The sequence below is a fragment of the Alkalimarinus coralli genome, assembly GCF_023650515.1.
Classification (GTDB): domain Bacteria; phylum Pseudomonadota; class Gammaproteobacteria; order Pseudomonadales; family Oleiphilaceae; genus Alkalimarinus; species Alkalimarinus coralli.
The window spans coordinates 4,702,698-4,723,606 of record NZ_CP096016.1; the positions used below are offsets into that span (position 1 = coordinate 4,702,698).

Annotated in this window: 19 protein-coding genes; 8 read left to right on the top strand and 11 right to left on the bottom strand. The window is 46.8% G+C overall.

Translation table 11 applies throughout. The annotated features are described in order from the left end of the window. Positions 1 to 72: 72 nt before the first annotated feature. Positions 73 to 942, top strand: coding sequence for a phosphate ABC transporter ATP-binding protein PstB (pstB, locus tag MY523_RS21230; RefSeq protein ID WP_250656661.1), 870 nt, complete (start codon positions 73 to 75; stop codon positions 940 to 942). A gap of 149 nt (positions 943 to 1,091) precedes the next feature. Further along, the gene (phoU, locus tag MY523_RS21235; RefSeq protein WP_250656662.1) at positions 1,092 to 1,820 is read left to right on the top strand and encodes a phosphate signaling complex protein PhoU; all 729 of its coding nucleotides are present in this window, start codon (positions 1,092 to 1,094) and stop codon (positions 1,818 to 1,820) included. Between the two features lie 121 nt (positions 1,821 to 1,941). Here phoU and MY523_RS21240 read toward each other — a convergent pair whose 3' ends face one another. Next, the gene (locus tag MY523_RS21240) at positions 1,942 to 3,108 is read right to left on the bottom strand and encodes an alginate export family protein (protein ID WP_250656663.1); all 1,167 of its coding nucleotides are present in this window, start codon (positions 3,106 to 3,108) and stop codon (positions 1,942 to 1,944) included. 439 nt (positions 3,109 to 3,547) lie between these two features. Between MY523_RS21240 and MY523_RS21245 the strand changes: the two genes are divergently transcribed. Further along, positions 3,548 to 4,333 (top strand): DUF2059 domain-containing protein, encoded by a 786-nt coding sequence (locus tag MY523_RS21245; protein ID WP_250656664.1) that lies wholly within the window; start codon positions 3,548 to 3,550, stop codon positions 4,331 to 4,333. An 86-nt stretch (positions 4,334 to 4,419) separates the two neighbouring features. Then, entirely contained in the window at positions 4,420 to 4,782 is a 363-nt protein-coding gene (locus MY523_RS21250) for a histidine triad nucleotide-binding protein (RefSeq protein WP_250656665.1), read from the top strand. 122 nt (positions 4,783 to 4,904) lie between these two features. On the opposite strand, the gene MY523_RS21255 is transcribed toward MY523_RS21250, so the two are convergent. The 8 genes from MY523_RS21255 to mnmH all read right to left on the bottom strand — a co-directional run bounded on the left by MY523_RS21255 (position 4,905) and on the right by mnmH (position 15,009). Then, complete coding sequence (locus MY523_RS21255; RefSeq protein WP_250656666.1) at positions 4,905 to 6,176, bottom strand: FAD-dependent monooxygenase; 1,272 nt, start codon at positions 6,174 to 6,176, stop codon at positions 4,905 to 4,907. Between the two features lie 123 nt (positions 6,177 to 6,299). Continuing rightward, positions 6,300 to 6,812 (bottom strand): aminoacyl-tRNA deacylase, encoded by a 513-nt coding sequence (locus tag MY523_RS21260; protein ID WP_250656667.1) that lies wholly within the window; start codon positions 6,810 to 6,812, stop codon positions 6,300 to 6,302. Between the two features lie 474 nt (positions 6,813 to 7,286). Beyond that, positions 7,287 to 8,123, bottom strand: coding sequence for a mechanosensitive ion channel family protein (locus MY523_RS21265; protein WP_250656668.1), 837 nt, complete (start codon positions 8,121 to 8,123; stop codon positions 7,287 to 7,289). Positions 8,124 to 8,266: 143 nt separating this feature from the next. Continuing rightward, positions 8,267 to 10,612, bottom strand: coding sequence for a selenide, water dikinase SelD (gene selD, locus MY523_RS21270; protein WP_250656669.1), 2,346 nt, complete (start codon positions 10,610 to 10,612; stop codon positions 8,267 to 8,269). Positions 10,613 to 10,635: 23 nt separating this feature from the next. After that, the gene (locus MY523_RS21275; RefSeq protein ID WP_250656670.1) at positions 10,636 to 12,174 is read right to left on the bottom strand and encodes a PhnE/PtxC family ABC transporter permease; all 1,539 of its coding nucleotides are present in this window, start codon (positions 12,172 to 12,174) and stop codon (positions 10,636 to 10,638) included. Between the two features lie 10 nt (positions 12,175 to 12,184). Beyond that, the gene (locus MY523_RS21280; protein ID WP_250656671.1) at positions 12,185 to 12,970 is read right to left on the bottom strand and encodes an ATP-binding cassette domain-containing protein; all 786 of its coding nucleotides are present in this window, start codon (positions 12,968 to 12,970) and stop codon (positions 12,185 to 12,187) included. Next, complete coding sequence (locus tag MY523_RS21285) at positions 12,971 to 13,861, bottom strand: putative selenate ABC transporter substrate-binding protein (RefSeq protein WP_250656672.1); 891 nt, start codon at positions 13,859 to 13,861, stop codon at positions 12,971 to 12,973. It lies immediately after the preceding gene. Between the two features lie 50 nt (positions 13,862 to 13,911). Next, a complete protein-coding gene (mnmH, locus tag MY523_RS21290; protein WP_250656673.1) occupies positions 13,912 to 15,009 on the bottom strand; it encodes a tRNA 2-selenouridine(34) synthase MnmH in 1,098 nt (365 codons plus the stop codon). A 178-nt stretch (positions 15,010 to 15,187) separates the two neighbouring features. Here mnmH and MY523_RS21295 point away from each other — a divergent pair, with 178 nt between their 5' ends. Beyond that, the gene (locus tag MY523_RS21295) at positions 15,188 to 15,853 is read left to right on the top strand and encodes a 50S ribosomal protein L11 methyltransferase (protein ID WP_250656674.1); all 666 of its coding nucleotides are present in this window, start codon (positions 15,188 to 15,190) and stop codon (positions 15,851 to 15,853) included. Positions 15,854 to 16,784: 931 nt separating this feature from the next. On the opposite strand, the gene MY523_RS21300 is transcribed toward MY523_RS21295, so the two are convergent. Beyond that, positions 16,785 to 17,198: a VanZ family protein gene (locus MY523_RS21300; RefSeq protein ID WP_250656675.1), complete on the bottom strand. Its 414-nt coding sequence runs from the start codon at positions 17,196 to 17,198 to the stop codon at positions 16,785 to 16,787. Further along, positions 17,170 to 17,802: a pseudouridine synthase gene (locus MY523_RS21305; RefSeq protein ID WP_250656676.1), complete on the bottom strand. Its 633-nt coding sequence runs from the start codon at positions 17,800 to 17,802 to the stop codon at positions 17,170 to 17,172. The genes MY523_RS21300 and MY523_RS21305 overlap by 29 nt, the downstream gene beginning before the upstream one ends. Before the next feature lie 222 nt (positions 17,803 to 18,024). Here MY523_RS21305 and MY523_RS21310 point away from each other — a divergent pair, with 222 nt between their 5' ends. The 3 genes from MY523_RS21310 to MY523_RS21320 all read left to right on the top strand — a co-directional run bounded on the left by MY523_RS21310 (position 18,025) and on the right by MY523_RS21320 (position 20,752). Continuing rightward, positions 18,025 to 18,846, top strand: a complete 822-nt coding sequence (locus MY523_RS21310; protein WP_250656677.1) for a hypothetical protein — start codon at positions 18,025 to 18,027, stop codon at positions 18,844 to 18,846. Positions 18,847 to 18,916: 70 nt separating this feature from the next. After that, positions 18,917 to 19,693, top strand: a complete 777-nt coding sequence (gene cysZ, locus MY523_RS21315) for a sulfate transporter CysZ (RefSeq protein ID WP_250656678.1) — start codon at positions 18,917 to 18,919, stop codon at positions 19,691 to 19,693. A gap of 174 nt (positions 19,694 to 19,867) precedes the next feature. After that, complete coding sequence (locus tag MY523_RS21320; protein WP_250656679.1) at positions 19,868 to 20,752, top strand: response regulator; 885 nt, start codon at positions 19,868 to 19,870, stop codon at positions 20,750 to 20,752. Positions 20,753 to 20,909 lie beyond the last annotated feature (157 nt).

Consider the following 20,909-nt stretch of genomic DNA (forward strand, 5'->3'; position numbering starts at 1 on the left):
ATTGATAACTGTTGAGCGCATTAAAGTGCTCATCGTTAACTCATAGTTTAAGTTTAGAAGAGTGAATGACCAATGACTGAAGTAGCAAACCGAGAAGTAGAGGTTACGGTAGCCGAAGAGCAGCGTACCCACGGAATAGATATCAGTTCGCTGGGACGATCAACTGATGCGTTGAAGCTGGAAAATGAAAAAAGCAGCCTGGAGGTGAGAGATCTCCGTTTGCATTATGGAGAGAAAGAGGCGCTGCATGGTATTAACCTAACGATTCCACAAAAGCGTGTCACTGCGTTTATCGGCCCATCGGGGTGTGGTAAATCAACCCTATTACGCTGTTTCAACCGTATGAATGATCTGGTCGATGGCTGCCGAATTGACGGGCAGATCTTGCTGGAAAACCAAAACATTTACGAGCGCAGTGTCGATGTTGCTGACCTGCGTCGTCGAGTAGGCATGGTGTTTCAGAAGCCAAACCCGTTCCCTAAAAGTATTTATGAAAATGTTGCCTATGGGCTTCGTATTCAGGGGATCAACAAAAAACGAGTGCTCGACGAAACGGTTGAGTGGGCACTGAAATCCGCTGCACTGTGGGATGAAGTAAAAGACCGCTTGGATGACAGCGCGTTAGGTCTCTCAGGTGGCCAGCAACAGCGCTTGGTTATTGCTCGAACAGTTGCGGTTAAACCAGAGGTTTTACTGCTGGACGAACCCGCCTCGGCGCTTGATCCGCTATCAACACTGAAGATCGAAGAGTTGATTCATGAGCTGAAAGATGAGTATACCATTGTTATTGTTACTCATAACATGCAGCAGGCTGCTCGGGTTTCAGACTACACCGCCTTTATGTATATGGGCGATATGATTGAGTTTGGCAGCACTAATGAGTTGTTTACCAATCCCGCGAAAAAGCAGACAGAAGACTATATTACCGGCAGGTATGGATAGCACTTTGTGCTGGCAGCCGCTATCGGGCTCAGCAGATAAATGGCCTGAGCGGCTTTTGTTTGTTTAAATGCCATCAGTCTGATGGCATCAGCGTAACAATAGTTAGTAAATGAATTGCTATTGGGGCAAGTACAACAAGAAGGTGAAGAATGGGCGTTACAACAAAAGACAGTCACAAGCAGCATATATCCCAGCAGTTTAATGCAGATTTAAGTGAGTTAAAAAACCACCTTCTGGTTATGGGGGGGGTTGTCGAAAAGCAGGTGTCAGAAGCCGTTGAGGCGCTGGTTAAAGGTGATGGTGGTCTTGCTGACTCGGTATTGGTGAGAGATGAAGATGTAAATCGTCTTGAACTCATGATTGATGAGGAGTGCACCCAGGTTATTGCCAAGCGCCAGCCCACTGCGAGCGATCTTCGCTTGGTTATGTCTGTGGCCAAAATGGTTAGTGACCTTGAGCGTATGGGCGATGAAGCCAGTAAAGTCGCTAAAATGGCACTGGTGCTGTCAGAAGAGGGTGAAGCGCCAAGAGGTTATGTTGAAGTCCGTCATATTGGCGAAAATGTCAGCCGCATGGTTCGCGATGCGCTGGATGCCTTTGCGCGCTTTGATACCGCAAAAGCCATTGAGGTCATTAAAGAGGACAAGGCGGTGGACAACGAGTACCGAACGGCCACTCGCTCACTGGTCACCTTTATGATGGAAGACCCGAGAAGTATCTCGCAGATTCTAAGCGTTATGTGGGTGCTTCGAGCACTGGAAAGAATTGGTGATCATGCATGTAACATTGCTGAGCATGTGATTTATATGGTTCAGGGAAAAGATGTTCGCCACATCTCTGTAGAACTCGCTGAAAAAGCGGTTAAAAACAGACGTTAGACAGTCGTATGGGCTCTCTGGCACAAAGCGCCGTTGATAAGATATAAATAAAGTACAGGCAGTGCAGGTATAGAAAGCGAGGGCAAGGAAGACAGCCCTCGCTTAACAGAGAGAGGAAGTTCTAGAACTTCGCACTCAACTGTAGCCATACCTTAGTGGTATCAGCAGGTGTTCCTGCATCACCTTGGCTATATGCGGCACCTTTGAGCAAAACGTTGTAACGCTTGGCAAAGTCTTGGCTGATAGCCAAATCGATTTCATCACCGTAGTCAGTGCTCCCTTCGTTTGCGTCAAAGGTGTGGTAAATGATTGCAATCTTAGGCCCCGCCAGTTTGGTTGAAACCGATAGGTATAAATCTTCCAAACCATCCGCTGGCGTTCCCAAGAACTTATCAGCCCAGCCGTTGAACTTATGCTTGGTACCTAATGGGGTCTGGAAACCGTAGTTGCCATCATCAGAGCCTAGTACTTCGTAACCTACTTTCGCTGTCACGCCTGCTACGGCTGCACCAAACTCTGCAACGTAGTAATCTGCGTCGTTAGAGGCTGCATTGTCAGTCTCTTGAGTGGCGTACTCCAAGGTATAAAGTAGAGATAGATCATCCAGGTCGGTCTTACCTGCAAAGCGCGCACCGTAAGTGTCGCTAATCTCGTCAAGCATGTATGCATAGGCGCTGATAGAGCCAAACGGCAGACTCTTGTTGTTGATGTTCAATACCTGATGGTTTTCGCCATTGATGTTTTGCCCAAGGATGTTGTTAACGTTGGTTATATTGGTTAATACCACTGTCGTATCAGGTAGCGAAGTGTTCACCAGCGTGAATGCATCATAAGTCTGCTCATTCTGCCTCCAACCTACACCACCGACGAAACGCTGGTTATCCAGGTTGATACGCTGACGACCAAAGCGAACTAACGTATCGGCTGGCGCAGCATAATCTACGTAAGCCTGGTTAACTTCTGTATACTTCGGGTCTGCAACGACTGGCTTTCCGGCATCTCGGAACGAGTAACCAGAATAAACTTCGGTGTTATTATCAAACTCAACAAATGCAGTGGCGTTCTGGTACTGCTTGGTTTTGTAATTTAAACGTGTTTTGAGTGTTGAAGAGTTAGCGTCTTTGTTAAACCCGTCCTGGTCAACAAATTCATAGCGGTATCTAAAACTTAGTGAAGCATCGCCGCCGGTCATTGCCTCTTCAAATGTCGCCGCTTGCTCTGCTGCAAAAGCGGTGGACGTGCTAGCAATTGCGATAGCAAGTGCCGAAAGTGTAAATTGCTTCTTCATGTACATACTCCTAATCGAATATAAAACTCGTCAGCCTCTTCGGCTTTTTCTAGCCGATTTACAGCTTTTATTATCACTCTGAGGACAAAGTAGTAGGGATACTAAACCTAATCCTTGATAAGTATCAATAGTACTAATTAAGTGGTATAAAAATGCTTCTTTTTGGTTTTATAGCGGCAAAAATGGTGCACTGATCGGGCATGTAACTGAGGCTTTGTGAAACGTCGAAATAACGACTAACGTAAAGAGAATATCTAAAAATTGACGAGTGGTTGAGGCCTTTTGTGTATAGGGTTCTTGACGATAAGGGGGGAGTCGGGGGATAGTGGTAGACAAGGGTATAAATTGATAGATTTGTCTTATACGTGATTTCAATGGCGAAAATGGTGGTTCTATAATGGTGCATCAAATAAAAATATTTTTTTTCGTGATTTTCGCAATGCAGTCTTTTTTTCTGCATGCAGAGAGTAAGGATTACCTGGCCAAAAGGGTTGTTAACCACTCAGGGCTCACTGAAATGATTCATCAGTTCCCGGCGTTGTTAAAAGAAGGTGTCCAGCAAGGAGCAGCTCAGTCAGGCGGCGCTAATCAGAAAATGGTTATGCAGATTAGCCAGATTATCGATCAGGCATTTGGCATCAATGAATCGATTGAAATAATCCGTAGCGACCTAAGCAGTCAACTGACCGAAAACGAGTTGACCGCAGTGCTTGAATGGTTAGAGTCTCCGCTCGGTAAAAAGATAACCAGGATGGAAGTTGCGGCAATGTCTTCAGACGCATTTCGTGAAATGGAGTCGCAGCTTCCAGGCCTACAAAAAAAATACCGGGGAAGTGAAAGAGAGAAATTATTTCAATCATTTGATAAATCGACTAATGCAACTGAGGCTTCTATAGAAACGGCTATAGCGGTTCAGCTTACGTTGGCCAGCGCGATGGCGGCGTCGTCCAGCAGTCCTCAAATGCCTTCTTATGAGTATCTTAAAAAAAGTATTGAGGATAATCGTTTTATGATGAGAGGGGTTATTGGCCAGCAAGTATTTGCTAACTACCTTTATACTTATCAGAATCTCACTGATGAAGAGCTTAAGGCCTATGTTGACTTCACTGCCTCACCTGCGGGGAACCATTATAGCCGGGTGGTTAATGAATCGATCAAAAGCGTGCTGCTAAAACCCTCTGAAATAATCGGCTCCAAGATTATGGGTAGCGCAGTTTCGGGGTAAATAAAGCTGTATCGGGACAAATAAGGTTAGTGGTTAATCAGGGCAGAGATTAATCAGGTTAGCGTTCGTTATATAAAGGAGACAGTATGACAGATACTATTTTTACCAAAATCATTAACAGGGAAATTCCCGCTGATATCGTGTATGAAGACGATCTTTGCCTGGCATTTAGGGATGTGAACCCTCAAGCGCCGGTTCACTTGCTAATTATTCCAAAAGAGCCTATCGCCACGATTAATGATATTAAGCCGGAACAGCGAGAAGTTGTAGGGCACTTATTTATGACGGCTGGCAATATTGCGAGAGACATGGGGTTTGATGAAGACGGCTATCGAGCGGTTATGAACTGCAATGCTGCAGCTGGCCAGACGGTTTATCATATCCACCTTCATCTGCTAGCGGGAAAACAACTGGGTTGGCCTCCCTACACAGATAAAATGAAAGTGTAAAAAGGCGATGCCTGGTATTGCCAGCGATAGTTAGCTCTTGACGCCAAGTTGATGATATCTGCTGGCCAGCCATATGTGCTCTCTGGCCAGTATAGTTGATTGGTAATACCTGTTCAGAGAGCCTAGGCTGGTTTCGCCAGCTTAGGTAAATTCCCCTCCAACCCCATGGCATACTTTATGACCTTCTGTTTGCCGAATGGTAATTTATCAGCCAGCCCAAGACCAATATTTCGAAGAAGTTTTAATGGTGGGTTATCGTTGCTGAACATGTGATAGAAAACATCCATAATTTCCATCATTTTTTTATTTTCGACTTTCCTGAGGTGCTCATATGCACTTAAATTCTCACTCAAGCCGATATCCTGGCCTTTAGCGTGAGCTTCGAGAATAACTTCCACCAGTGTTGCCGCATCCTGAAACCCCAAGTTCACACCTTGCCCGGCGAGTGGGTTGATTGTATGGGCTGCATCACCCGCCAGTGCGACTCGGTGGCCAAGGTAGTGCTGAGCGTGGCGCTTAACCAGGGTAAAGCTGCCCTTGCTTAACAGGTTAATAATTGGGGGAAGCTGAGAAGGGAAGTTTGTTGTGACTTCAGCGATAAATGTGGCACTGTCTTCAGACATCAACTGGCGAATTTTATCGGGTAAATCATACCAAACCAGTGAACCATAGTGTTTACTGCAAACATCCATTAAAGGCAGAAAAGCAAGCGGGCCTGTGCTGGTAAATGCTTGCCAGGTGATATCTTCCTGTACCCCCTCATATTCAACCGTTGCCACCAGTGCCTGCTGCTCATATTGATTGCTGTTTATACCAATTGAGGCCCACTCCCTGACTTTTGATAACGCCCCATCGGCTCCGACGATCAGCTTGGCGCTAAGCTTTTGCGGGGCGCTAGCCTTGCCATGTTCACTAAAGTGAATGGTGGGTAGCGTTGAGTTAAAATCGATCGAGGTAATATCGCTAGGGCATAGCAGGTCAATATTGTCATGCTGAGCCATGGCCTTGTGAAGGCCTAGCTGGGTAATATTATTTTCAACAATGTGCCCAAGATAGGGGTAACCTATATCAGTGCTGTCAAATAGTGTCTGATTAATTGGCTTGCCGGAAAGCGAAAAAGGCATCTCCAGTTTTTCAGTAACGCCCATTCGTTGATAGGGGCAGGTTCTCATTTCACTTATAAACTGCCAGGCTCCAAGGTTGCGCAAAATCTGTTCGCTGGCATAGCTAAGCGCTGAAACTCTAATGTCAGGCGGTTGTTCAGGGTTAAAAGGGGGGGGAGGGGTTCTGTCTAAAATGGCAATTTTCAAACCGCTGGAGCCTAAACCGCAGGCAATGGCAGCGCCAACCATTCCTGCGCCAACGATGGCGATATCGTAAGTGTGCTGAGTCATCTGAATATTGGTATCCGGTGAGGATGATCGTTGCGACTACTATATGAGGTCTGACCTTATCATTCAATATGAGTGAACAATAAGGCTATAGATTCAGCTAGCTTCCAACAATGAACTCAAAGACTAACCCGCTTTTCTTTTACATAACCAGTCTGGCTTGGGGGCATCCGGGTTAGTGAAGCCCTCTGACAGCATAATGGGCTCGACTAACGTTTGATAGTCTTCAAACCTCATTTTAATAATTTCACTATGCGAGCCTGCGCTAAAGGCAATTTCCTCATTTTTGGCAAGTTCATCATAAAGGTAAACATTCATATCAAACAGGTTGCCAAAAGGGGGCATTGCGCCTACTTCGCAGTTTGGAAAGCGGTCCTGAAATTCATCTTCGTCGGCAAGCGCGATAAAGTCGGTACCCATTGACCGGATAAAGCGATCCCAGCGGATGCGACATGATGCCGGCAGGACTATCATCGCCATGGTGCCATCTATGGTCACAATAACGGTTTTTGCCAGCTGATTGCCTTTTATATGCGCCCGTTTTGCGATTTCCTGCGCAGTGTATGCGGGGGAGTGGTTAACCGATACATAGTACACCTTTTTTTGATCCAGATGGTTTTTTAACTGTTCTACCGGCATATGCGAATACTCCAACTGTAACGAAAGACTGCTCCAAATGGTTGAGCACTTCCAATGACAACATTGGCTCTCCATGCTTGGTGCGTTTGCGCCTTGTTAGACGGCGTACTTACGTCCTGTTAATTTCAGCTTAGTTCAGCTCTTGAAAGATAGGCAATTAAAAATAACGACAGAAAGATGAAAAAAACATGAATTGAGCGAAGGTTCTCTAACCAAAGTGGATGTTGGTCTCATTCAACGATCATTTTACATTTGTTCCCGTTTGGGCCGCACTTTACCTAAAGCGTTATATATAACGGGCTTTGTCGTGATGTAGGTCGTTAGTAAACAGGAGGGCGAAGCTGCTATTGTAAGCAGGGTGGTGAGGTCTTTAAGCAGAGCCGATGCCGCGATGAGGTATTGTAGAATAGAGGCTGGTTTGTGCAGATATGTGCACGCAAACGTTGAGCCTTTGCGTGCACAGAGAGGAAGCTGTTAAGCAACCTGGTGCATGTGAACGTCTTGCTGTGGGAACGGAATAGAAATTCCTTCAGCATCAAACGCGACTTTAACTGCTTCGTGAGTATCGAAATAAACACCCCAGTAATCTGCAGTGTTGACCCATAAACGAACAGTGAAGTTTACGGAGCTGTCTGCTAGCTCAGAGAGCACAATAGTGGGAGCCGGGTCTTTTAGAACACGGCTGTCGTTGTCTGCAATACGTTGCAATATCTCTTTGGTTTTTTTGATGTCATCATCGTAGCCGATGCCAAAAACAAAATCGACACGTCGTGTAGGTTCAACATTTACATTAATCAGGCTGTCATTAGATAGCACGCCATTGGGAATGATGATTCGACGATTGTCAGCGGTGGTCAAAATCGTATTAAAAATCTGGATTTCTTTGACGACGCCCAAGTGGCCGCCACCCTGAATAAGGTCGCCCACTTTAAACGGCTTGAAGATCAGAATTAATACGCCACCTGCAAAGTTAGACAGGCTGCCCTGTAAAGCAAGACCTATCGCTAAACCGGCTGCACCGAGCACTGCAATAAATGATGTGGTGGCAATACCGACCATCGAGGCCACAGAGATAAGAAGAAGGCCTTTTAAACCTACAGAGACCAGACTGCCGATAAACTTGTGAAGCGTCGGGTCAACCGAACTCTCCATTTTACCAAGGGTTAATTTTACCACTTTGTTAATTAGCCATAGACCAATCACCAAGGTGAGTAGAGCTAACAGAAGCTTGGGCGCATAGGTTAAGCACAATGTCCATAATGTTTGAATTATTTCATTGGCCTGTTCTGAACTACCGAAAAGGTCATCCATTCAGTCTTCTCCGTTCGGGTTATAGTTTGAGTAGTAGTTTGAGTTGTTGTTTGAGTTATAGCTATATTAGAACAAAAAACTAAAATAGGGGCAGTAACTAATAACTTTTTGTTAAAAAAATAGCTGCAAGTTCCAGTTTGCAGTTAAACCAGTGTGACGAGTTTAGCCCCTTCCTGTTGCGGAGATATTTCACCGATAATGGTGGCATGAAGGTAACCGGTTGAGGATAGCGCTTGAACGCACGCTTGAGCGTTGTTTTCAGGCACTCCGGCGATCAGGCCTCCCGCAGTCTGAGGGTCGAATAATATTGCGATGTCGGGTATGTCTGCAAACTGTTCTATGTTGCTAATGAGATGTCTTATTTTTTCATTCTGAGGTTGAAGCGTGCTAACTATGCCTGCCTTGAAACACTCAGATGCTCCTTCTAGTAGCGGCAACTCATTAATGCATAGCTTTGCACTAACGTTTGAGGCTCTGAGCATTTCTACCAAGTGGCCAACTAAACCAAACCCGGTGACATCGGTGCAGGCTTTTGCGCCGTGTTTTATTAACGTCTCTGCGGCAGATTGATTGAGCTGTACCATCGACTGAATGGCTTTCTTGACCCATTGACCTTGTGCTTTCCCTCGCATATCCGCAGCAAAAAGGGCGCCTGTCCCAAGGGGTTTAGTCAAAATAACTTTATCACCGACGTTCAATCCCGACTTGCGTAATAGGGCGTCGTGATCTGACAACCCATTCACAACAAATCCCAAAGATAGCTCTGCGCCTTCCGCAGTATGCCCACCGACGAGAGTCATTCCACATTGATTGAAAATCTTTGTCGCGCCTTCCATTACGTGCAACAGTTGCTGCTCTACCTTTGACTCTTTAGCGAAGGGCAGGGTCACAAGAGCTTGGGCAGAGTGCGGTGTGGCCCCCATTGCAAAAACGTCACCCAACGCATGGTTGGCGGCGATCTGGCCAAACAAGTAATCGTCGTCGATCATGCTTCGGAATGCATCAACGGATTGCACGAGGTGTTTGCCAGCAGGCACACTCAATACCGCAGCATCATCAGGCGCATTAAGTCCCACTTGAATGCCATTATTTAGTGGCGTCGTTAGCTGGCTGATGACCCTTTGCAAAATGGGTTGCCCAACCTTGGCCCCGCAGCCTCCGCAACGCATGGCTGTGATGTTGAGATCAGATGAAATAGGGCGCTGGGAAATGGCCGCAGATGAACCATTTGATGGCATGCTGAACTGGTTGATCTGATTCATAAACTTCTGGTCAATATAGTCTTTCCACCGCCAAACCCACTTGCCAGAGAGCGCCCATTGGCCTTTGGATGCAATCGCATACTGGTCACCGGTACTGAGCAGACTGAGAAACGTGTCCTGCGGCCTGAACGGTTTCAGCGGTTTGTTTTTTAGCGCCAATAATATGTTCTCTGCAAGCGGTTTTCCTTGCCTGACTGCGAAAACGCCTGCTTTAGGGCGCGGATGATTAACCATATTGGCAATGTCGCCGCTGGCGAAAATATTGGGGTGTGACAGGGTCTGCAATGTATCACTGACAGTGATAAACCCCTGACTATTACAGGACAGGCCTGACTCAGCGGGCCAGCGTGCCGGTTTTGCTGAAGTCGTCCATATGACCTCATCCAGCTCCAGGCTTCGGCCATCCTCTGCGTACAGGGTCTTCGCCAGCAACCTGTTGTTATTTTCAAAGTGTTCAATATGAGAGACTTTAAAATTATCGTGGACAACAATGCCTCGTTTATCCAGCAACGTCCGGTATTGCTCCTGGACTTTCCTATTATGGCTAGGAAGCACACCACTAGAGCCAGATATAATATGGTATTCGACCTCCGTGCCCGGCGTGTTTGCCTGGCTCGATAAACGGTTTTGCTGACCCTGTAACTGGTGTTGCATTGCCAGCAGCACCTCTACCGCACTGGCGCCTCCGCCTACGGTGCCAATGCGAATCTTATGTGCGCGTGAATTGTCAGCAGATGAACTATTGGCGAGGCTTGGCGCCTGATTTTTCAGCCTTTGTTGCAGGGCTTTCCAGTAGGATAAGAACAGGGGAACAGGTTTTACACCTTGTGTCAGTGTATCGGCACCCGGAACATCGCTTTTATTGGGTGTTGACCCGATGTCGATTGATAAAATGTCATAGCTGAATGGTGGGTGGTTTTTGCAGGAAATTGTTTGCGATTCTGCATCCAGCGCGATAACCGTATCCTCAATAAACCTCACCCCGCAAGCGCGACATAATCTGCCAAGGTCAATATGAGTTTGGTCAAAACTGTAATGGCCAGCAATTAAGCCAGGAAGCATGCCTGAATAGGGCGTTTGAACTTCGCTTGAAATGAGCGTGAACCTAACGCCTGGTATAGGTTTCATCGCCAGCATCTTAAGTGCAATCGCATGAGCATGTCCGCCGCCTATAAAAACGACATCATGTGAAATGTGGGAGGGATTGATCAATGCGTGTTGCTCCATAGCGAGGGCTGTTTGTGGTGCGATTAGTTCGTTGATGGTTGAGCATCAAGAGCCGTGGATAGCCTGAGTTTGCTCCTGAGTGACCGAGAGATAGAGTCTACCAAAATATTAAGCAGTGCCGTGACCAATATCAAAAACAGTGCGCGATCAAAGCGAAGTTCTTCAAAGGCAGAGTCAACGAAGAAACCAAGCGTCTGGATGCCCAATATTCCCAAAATAGCGCTTTCCCTCAAAATAACTTCCCATCGATAGAAGAGAAAAGCCAGAAAGGGTTTGTATATTCTTGGGGTGACTTCGTAGGCATACAGGTTCGCGCCTTTCGGGCTATCGAGCCGTGGTTTGATGACTTCGGTGTAGCGACCAATCAAGTGGGCGATGATTGCACCATTATGCCAACTAAGGGCAAAAATAGCCGGGATCATCGAAGGGCCAGTGATTAGAAGGATAATGAACGCAAATATGAGTTCTGGGATTGACCGGAGAACCACCAGGAAAAGGTGGCCCACTGCCCGTTTTTTTCTTGAGAAAAACAAAGGGGAAATAATTGGATATAGCAATAGTGCGGTGATGCCGCTTCCGACTAACGCGATCTGAGTGAGCACCAGTGTATTCCAGCTGCCTATCAGCGCCTGGTTATTAAAGAGAGCGATAGACCACTCCAGGGTTTGAGACCAGCTGTCGAGGTTGGTTAGACCGCCCTCCCTCAGCGGCGACGGTAGAATGTCGTGACTAAAAAAGCGGATGATCAGATCGGTGTTAATGGTTGTTTGAAAAGGAAGCCAGGCGATAGAGAGTATTAACAGCGGTACGATAAGGTGCTTTTTTGCCCAAAACCGCATGAGTGCGATGACCGCAATAAATAGATAAAGCACGCCAGCAGCTTCGGAGTAATAGCCTTGATTAAAATATGATTCGAGATGAAAACCAAGTGTTGGGAGCCCCACAAACCCGAGTACAGAGCTGCTTCGTATCCCGCATTCAAGCCTGTACTGGGTATAGTGAGTTAGCTGTGGCAGTGCGACCATAAGGCGGGCATATAGGTGGGATGACCAGCGCCCGGTAGATGGAGGCAGTAACCGATAGGCTGTCTGGTCACTCTCTTCCAGTGTTTCTGCATAGACCTTGGCAAATATCCCGGTATACGGAATGATAATAGCGAGCAGCCCCGTTAGAGTGCTCAGACCAAATAGCTGCAAAAAAATCAGCGCCCAGAAGAGCTCGTGGACTGATCGAATAAACGCGGCAATGACCCGAATGATGCGCCACTCAAATAAATGAGCGCATAGCATTCCTAATACAGCCGCTACTGCGACACCGACAAGCGCAAAGGCTAACGTGCTGGCCAGACTTGAGAGTAACGCCTCTAGTGAGAAAAAAGAGGGAGAAAGCAGGCCTAGTCCGATCTTGCCGATTTCGTGCCAAGGCTCTGCGGTATTAATGCTAGTATCAGCTAGAAACAGGCAAACCAACGCAACCAGTAAGAGAGCGAGAGATAACTTTTGAGCACTGCCCGCTTTAAATTTAAGTGCAGAATGAGGGTTAAAGTTTTGCTCTGATTGCACGTCAGCTATCTCAGTCTTGATAGAGCGATTTGAGCTGCTCGGCTGACAGCTTTTCGGTGTGATTGTCGAGCTCAATTCTCCCGTTGCGAATACCTATTATGCGAGTGCAAAAACGCAGTGCTAAATCCACATTGTGCAGCGTCAGGATAGTTGTCTTGTGGTGGCTGATAATCAGCTCCAGTATCTGTTCCCCGTGGACTTCATCAATTGAAGAGACTGGCTCGTCGCCAATAAATGTGGGTTTGTTTTGATATAGGGTTCGGCCCAACGCAACGCGTTGTTGCTGTCCGCCTGACAGCTTGCCTGTGGGCTCAAATAGTTTCTCGTTAAGGCGTAAGGATTCAGCTAAAGGGGTAACCTGGCTGACTTCGGCTTTAAACGGTCGCAATAGGTTAAGGGCGTTATATAAAAAATGGTGTTTATCTAACTGCCCCATATAAATGTTGTGAAAAACGGATAGAGAAGGGACAAGACCATGCTCTTGGCCGCAATAGGCCACGTTACTCGGCTGCTGCTGATATAGCGCACGGATTAGGGTGGTTTTCCCAGCACCGCTTTTACCAATAATTGCTACTTTTTCGCCTTCGTGAATCTCAAGGTTGACCGCATCCAGTACTGACTGTTTCTCCCAGCCTAAAGACTGCTGCTGAAGCTTAAAGAGTGGGCGGGTGAGCGGTGCCCCTGCATCTTCTGCACTAAATGCACCGGCTGGGTTTGGCTGCACTGAGTCCACACCCTGTCGGGCGCTCTCAGTGCTTTGAGCCGTCGTACCTTGTGAAGTTTCTGCCGTTGTCACTTAATCAATGATCCCGATGCTTTTCGCTGTATCGAGTATTGGTTGATAGTCATGATTGGATGCTGGAACAAAGCCCTTGCGCGGGAAACTATTTAAAATCTCCGGGTCTTTGATGTTAAGCAGTGCGTTTTGTACTTTCTGGCTAAACCCTTCGCCCCACTTTGCATCAACATCGCCTCGAATTGTCCATTGGTAATCGGGGTAATTTGGGGTCTCCCATATGATAGAGACTTTTGAGCTATCGATCTTGCCTGCGGCGAGTTCTCTTTCCCATACTTTAAAATTCACCGCGCCTAACTGATAAGCACCCGACTGAACCAGTGCAATTGTTCTGGAATGGTCACCGCTAAAACCAACGCTTTTGAACACCTCGTTTGGCGACTCTTTAAAGTGCTCCCGTAGATAAAACTCAGGCATTAATCGACCGGACGTTGAACCTTTTGAGCCAAACGTGAAACTCATGCCTGCCATCTCTTTAGTCAGGCCGTTATTGCGATCCAGCTTGGTTGTGTGGTGCGCGATAATATATGACTTGAAAAACTGATCTTCAACGCCTTGGGCAATGGCCATTGAATTTGGCACAAGGCGTCTTGCCTGCACTCCAGACAAACCACCAAACCAGGCAAGCTGCACTTGGTCGTTCCTGAACGCAGAGACCGCTGAGGTGTAGGATTTAACCGGTATATACTTCACCTCCACAGCAAGCTCTTTTTCCAGATAGGCCGCTACCTTGCCAAACCGCTTTTGCAGCTGGGTTTCGTCCTGGTCAGGAATCGCTGTAAAAACGAAGGTGCGCGCACTTGATGAAGAGATCATCAGGAATAGGGCGGTAAAGGCCAATACTATTTTGGCTAAGGGTGAAGATATGCGTTTTTTTATGCTGAAATTCATGGCGATGATATCTCTTGCTATTTGGATGCGAGTAGTGAAATGTTGATGGTTTAACGGGCTTGGTTAACCCAATCTAATATACTGTTTTTATCGCCCCTGAAAATGATTCGCTCTGATTTTTTGCTGAGCTGAAAGTCATACATAGGGTCGTAGTAATTTGTTAGTAGCGCTTGAATCCACTCCCGGTGTCGCTCAAGCGAGCCTTGTTGCTGCTGTTCTTTAAGTGCTGACCGAATAACGGTTTCAAGTTGCTGGGTTTGTTCTCCTCCGAGTCGCTTACGAATGCGTAAAATACTGTTGAGCAAGTACTCTGAGAAGCGTGCAAAGCCCTCGCTTTCGCCTGCTTCTGACTGGTAAGCCTGAGCCATGTCGATAACGTAGTCTTGAAGAACAATATCGATTCGCTCATTCAGCGGTGCTTCAAGCACAACAATATCACTCATTGTGGTTTTGTCACGAAACTCCAGTGGCACCGCGTTTCGTCCGATAAGGCGACTCTCATCTTCTATGTAAATTGGCCCACTGTTTTGGTGGCGCGCCTTTAGCAGCTGAATTGATAGCGCATTCTCAAAGTCAATTTGGCTGGGTTGGGGGGTTAACTGTCTGCCGAAGCTTGAGCCTCTATGATTGGCGAGGCCTTCAAGGTCAACAAAGTTGGGCATTTGCTTGAGAAGCCGTGTTTTGCCGGTGCCCGTGCGGCCGCTAATCACCCTGTACTGCTGAGTTTTGGCAGACGCAACGAGTTCGTCAATCAAAAAGCGCCGCATTGCTTTGTAACCGCCAGAAACGAGAGGGTAGTCTACTCCTGCTTCTTTTAGCCACTGTTGTGTGGTTTGAGAGCGAAGCCCGCCGCGGAAGCAATAAAGGTAACCGTTGGGGTTTTCGCGGGTGAACGCTTTCCACTGGTTAATGCGTTGCTCTTTTATCTCCCCTGACACGAGTTCATTACCTAGCTCAATGGCACTCTCTTGCCCTTTTTCCTTATAACGAATCCCAACTAGGTGGCGCTCTTCATCATTCATTAAGGGTTCATTAACGGTATGAGGGAAGGCACCTTTTTGATACTCAACAGGTGCTCGAACATCCATCATCGGGATATCGTTAAGGAATAGTTCTAGATAATTGTCTGTATCGGGGCGAGTGGTCATAATCGTTAACTGTTATAGGGTGCAAGAAATAAGACCTGCACCAAAAAGCGCGTCATTATCTCAAAAACGTGAAGTATAAAGAAAATGAAGGTGATAACCTAGGCAGCAGCCGGAATTTAGACTTTCTAGCTGAAATTATCCGTTACATTTCCAATTTTTATGTTCCCCGATAGACAAAATGACTAAAAGTAAACTGATCAGCAATATCCAGAAGACCTTATCGAAGGGAGATGTCGCTATTACGAAACCGGCGGGCTGCGATGCGATCTCGCTTTATCTGTTTAACCCCGAGGTGCTAGAGGGGCCTCTAAGCCATGATGAGGCGCAGGCTGTTGTTGCAGAGCCCGCTTATTGGTCGTTTTGCTGGGCAAGTGGGCAGGCTCTGGCGAACTATATTCTTCAAAACCCTGAACTGGTTGCGGGTAAGAATGTGCTGGATTTTGGCGCCGGTTCGGCCATCGTAGCGATTGCTGCGGCTAAAGCCGGGGCGAACAAAGCCATTGCCTGTGATATAGACCCTGATGCGCTGGATGCCGCTATGGCCAATGCCGCCCTTAATGGAGTGAGCATTGAAACATCAGATGACTTGGACAAGTCACTTGAGAATATCGATGTTATTGTGGCAGCTGATGTATTGTATGATCGAGAGAATATGCCCTTTTTGGCGAAGTTCAAGCGGGCATCTTCGTTGATTATTCTTGCAGATTCACGGGTGAAAAACCTGGGAGACGAGGACTATCGGTTGCAGCAGGTCATCACTTGTCGTACCTGGCCCGATTTAAATGAGTTTGAAGAGTTTAATCAGGTAAGAATCTACCATGCTCAGGGAGGGCGTCAAATTTGATTTAATCAGATGCTCCTTAGCTAGAAGCTCTGCAAATTTCAGGCAAAATAAAAGGGCTCACCAGTACGGTTGCCCTTGTGTCGGAACAGGTCTATTTAATCATCCTTGATATGGCTTTCGCCACCTTTATTTGGGTTTTTATATGTCCTTAATACCGCGTGAAATACATCCAATGTTTGACACGTATCGGTTGCTTGTCCTTCCTGGAGGCTCACAATCCGCTGTGTTTTCTATCCTACGCTTCCGTACTTTTTGTCCTACGCACATCCTGTCCAGCGTACTTTCCATCCAGTGTACTTCCTGTCTAATTAGTACCAATACTCCGTTGGTGCGCCTTTGAGTTCCCTATATTCCGTGGCATCCAGCCCAATCCTGGGTATCCCTAGCAAGAGACTTCCGTGTTATCCGTTAATTCCTCAGCCTACCTTGGCGGGTCCTTCACTCCATGCGGGATAACGTCTGTTACCCTCTATTTCCATCCATGAAATGCCTATCCTTAAACATCGATCCCTGAAAATCCTGTTCCTGTCCGTCCTTGTATCTATCCGTCCTGGTATCTGTGCCAAAGCATCAATGCTCCGAGCACTAAAATTCGATCCCTTAAGCCAACAGATTCCATCTGCTCCATGCTTCCCTTCATATCCTTACGAAGAAGCCATCCTGGTAATGTCCGTTTCCCTGTCTGCCTTGACGAGAAGAACTATAACAGTCGGAGTATTGCAAAAGTGTGACATCTGTCACGCTAAATTCTCGGTGAACGACGTCTAGTTTCTATAAAGTCTATAAAATCAATTGGTTATATTTATTTCGGCTGGCTGTGCTCTAGAGATTACAGTGATTAAGGGAAATATCTCACGAGTTTGTAGGATATCTCGCACAAACTGAATGGGTGATATCCTACAATGACTGATGATTGAAAATGGCCGACTTATCAGCTTTTGGCATAATAGCTGGCTGGGCTGCTTAACAGGCGGTTAAACAAGGGATAGAAAACGATGATGTAAAGCACAATACCGGTCAAGTCGGCTGCTAAGTCAAGCAATGAAAATGATCGGTAGGGCAGAAAGAATTGAACACATTCGATGAGTGCGCCATATCCTAAAAGCGCAGTCGCCCACCTAATGGGTTGGAATGTTTGAAATGCGATATGGCTCAGAAACGAGAGTGAGCCAAATGCAAACAGGTGATTAAACTTATCATTGAAGCTTGATTGCACTTTATAGTCTACCGATGTGGTCGCCAGATAAAAAATAGTAGTCACAGCAACCAGTAGGGTGAACCGGTGATATCTCGACCACTTTTTATCAAGCAGTCGGCTAAAACTCTGCAGGATATTGGTAAACACGAAATTCCTCCGTCGTAGGGTGTTTAAATCCGAGTTCCAGTGCATGCAGGAGCATTCTAGGGGACTTGGCAATGATATGGTCTGCGCCATAAAGCTTGTCGCCGAGTATCGCATGGCCTAACGAAAGCATATGAACCCTTAACTGGTGCGACCTTCCGGTTATGGGGGTTAGCTCGACGCGGGTCGTGTCTGCTGAACGGCTAAGTACCTTGTAATGAGTTTGAGACGGCTTTCCCCGTTCAAAGTCGACCATCTGTCTGGGGCGATTGGGCCAGTCGGCAATAAGAGGGAGGTTTATCTCTCCTTCATCCTCAGATAGAACGCCATCAACGACCGCAACATAGCGTTTCCGGGTCTCTCTGTCGTGGAATTGGCGGCTTAGTTCGCGATGGCTCTCTTTGTTACACGCCAATACCACCAGGCCTGAGGTTTCACAGTCAAGCCGGTGAACAATTAGCGCTTCAGGGCGTGTCTGCTGAATTCGGCTGATTAGGCAGTCTTTATTTTCAGGGGCTCTGCCGGGGACAGACAATAACCCGTTGGGTTTGACTGCAACAATGACATCATCGTCCTGGTAGATAATTGGAATGAGGCTGTTATTCATAAGTGTTATATTAACAGGAGTGATCATTAAGCTCACGTGCGATGGGATACATCCAAAGAAAAGAGCTTTATACAGCGAACCTGAGCGAATTACTAAATGAAATTACATTCAGTTATGAGTGCAGAACATTTTTTTCGTTATGGTGAGGTCTTTGCGCGCCATCAAGAGGGTTGTTTGGAAATAAGCAGCGTTAACGTTTCAGAAATAATATGAAGGTGATGTGTGAGCCTATTTTTATATTGCAGAGATACGGGATTAACCTGGTTGCGGGAGGGAAGGTTACCCTTTGTCGATGCCGATGCGTTAATGGATCCGTTCATTGCCAATACTCTGGTTAAAGGGCCAGAGGGGGCAGCCCCTGTCTCGGAGGAGGAGTACCGGGCTGAACTAAAGAGCCAGTATCAGGCGCTTCCAGAGTCGTTATCGAGTTTGATGACATTTGAGTACTTTGTCGAGCAGGCCGCACATAAGCGAGACTCTATAGAGACCCAGATTCGCAAGCGTTCCGTACCTGATGCGGCGGCGCTGTCCGATAAGCAGCGAAAAACCCTAACGCTGTTGAGTCTATATGAGCGTGCAGACAATCCAATGTTATGGCAGTATCATGGGGACTCCCACCGGGGGTTAGTGATTGAGCTGGATCAGACCCATGAATTTTTCACAGCTAAGCAGTTTCGTGGTGATCCGCAACTGTTTATGCCAGTTAAATATGCGCAGGAACGCCCCCTTAAGCTCAAAGAGACCCACCCTTTTGCCCCTCTTTTTACTCGTAGTGAGCAGTATCAAAACGAAAGGGAGTGGAGGGTGTTGAGGCCTGTATCGGTGGCAGATAAAAGCCTGGAAAACAATGGTCAAAAAGTCTACCTGCACCGCATTCCATCTACGGTTATTAAGTCGGTTACGTTAGGTGCCATGATCAGTGACGGGCTTAAACAGGCGCTTCTAAATTTATTACAATCGGATTTGCGCTATCGGCATATTCCGGTTTTTGGTAGCTTTCTCGATGCGACTCAGTATCAACTTCATCGTGTCCCGGAAAAATAGACAACCCGGCAAACGCATGAGTACGCTGTGATGAGCAAACTATGGATTGAACTGCACATAAGGAGCAGAAATGAATGAAGGAGCAGAAATGAGTGGTCAAAAAATTTCAGAGCTAAACCTTTCGGGAGGGCTGGATTACTTTTCCGAAGGTTTTCGGCTAATAAGGCAGCCCGGCTTAAGAGTGTTTGTAATCGCTCCTCTCATTATTAATACGCTGATCTTTTATTGGATGGTCACGGCCAGCTATGAACTGTTTGGTAGTTGGATGGTCACCCTGATGGAGTGGCTACCAGATTGGTTATCGTTTCTTGAATGGCTGTTCTGGCCTCTGTATGCGGTGGCGATCATCATGATTTTGGCTTATTGCTTTGTTGCCGTTGCCAACCTGATAGGGTCACCATTTTACGGAATGCTGTCAGAAAAGGTCGAAAAGAAATTAACCGGCCAGGCCCCAGGTGAAGATGATGGCTGGAAAGAGTTGCTTGCCATTGTGCCGAGAAGCATTGGCAGGGAAATACGTAAGCTCATGTATTACCTTCCACGTGCACTCTTGTTGTTGGTGTTAGGTATCATTCCCGGCATTAATCTGGTGGCGGGCGTGCTATGGTTCGGTTTTTCCAGCTGGATGATGACACTACAATATGTTGACTACCCGGCAGACAACAATAAGGTCTCGTTTGCTGACTTGAAACGTTTTGCTTCGGGGCGACGCTGGCCGTCACTCTCATTTGGCATGTTGGTCTATGTAGTGGCGATGGTTCCACTGGTCAACCTGATTGCTGTGCCTGCGGCAGTGTGTGGTGCGACAGCCTTTTGGGTGAATGAAAACAGAAAGCAAACGCTGTAAGCAAGGATGAAATATTAGTCGTTAGTGTCACATATTCGAACCATATAAGAGGGCAAAGTCAGAACTGTCATCTATGCTATAAGCAATTAGATAAAACAAATAGATCGCATTGGAAACGGCAGGCCGATAACGAGTAATACTGATCGCTGCCCAGTAATGTTCTTTGGAGACAGTATGGCCAATATTAAGGCGTTAGTGGTGGATGACGCCAGCTTTGTTCGTGACTTGGTGAAACGAACCGTTCGTAACAGTTTCCCCAATATTACATTGGAGGAAGCGGTTAATGGAAAAAAGGCACAGAGCATGATGGACAGGGGCGTCTTTGACTTGATCTTGTGCGACTGGGAAATGCCTGAAATGAGTGGCCTGGAGTTACTGCGCTGGGCTCGCCAGCATGATACCTACAAGAAGACGCCCTTTATTATGATCACTAGCCGAGGTGATAGAGATCATGTGATGGAAGCCGTTAAAGAGGGCGTTTCTGGTTACTTGGGTAAACCCTTTAGCCCAGAGCAACTCTCTGGGCGTATAGTGAAGGCGCTGGGTTCAAAACTCAAGAAGTCGGCTCAGATTCAGAGCGCGCCACTGCAAGATGCGTTTAAAAACTCCGCTTCAGTGCTTACCGGGGGCAATGTTTCTGCGCCCAAAGCGCCGCGTTCAACAACGAGTCAGTCTGCCTCGTTGTTAGCGGGTTCAACTGGGGGGATGGAACAAGTGAAGAAAGCCGCCGTTAAGAATGCGGGGGCGGCCAAAGGAGGGAATAAAGGGGTTGCAGAAGTTCGGTTTGCGGACAGCTCGTTAAAGTGCGTTATAAAGGCCATCAGCCTGACAGAAGTCAAAGTCATTGCGAAACGGGAGGAACAGTTTCCTGGTATTCTGGAGTCAGCGGTTGTTGACCTGGAACTCGAAGGGGAAGTGGCCCGCCTCAATGGTTATGTTCATCAACTACAGGCCGTGGACAAACGAATGGACACGGATTTTGTCAGTATTATTGTTCGTTTTGTCGATGAAGACCCGCAAAAAATGGAGCATCTTTCAAAATATATGGCGAAGTTTTAAGCTTTGCTGAAGTGTGTTGATTTTTCTTGGTGAACTATTGATTTTGTAAGTAAAAATCAAAATGCGGTAGCGCTGATCTGATTATCTGCTGCGGCACCTCCTCATGTTGTATTTGTAAGCACTGCCGACGTACTAAGGCCTCAATCTCAAAATATTC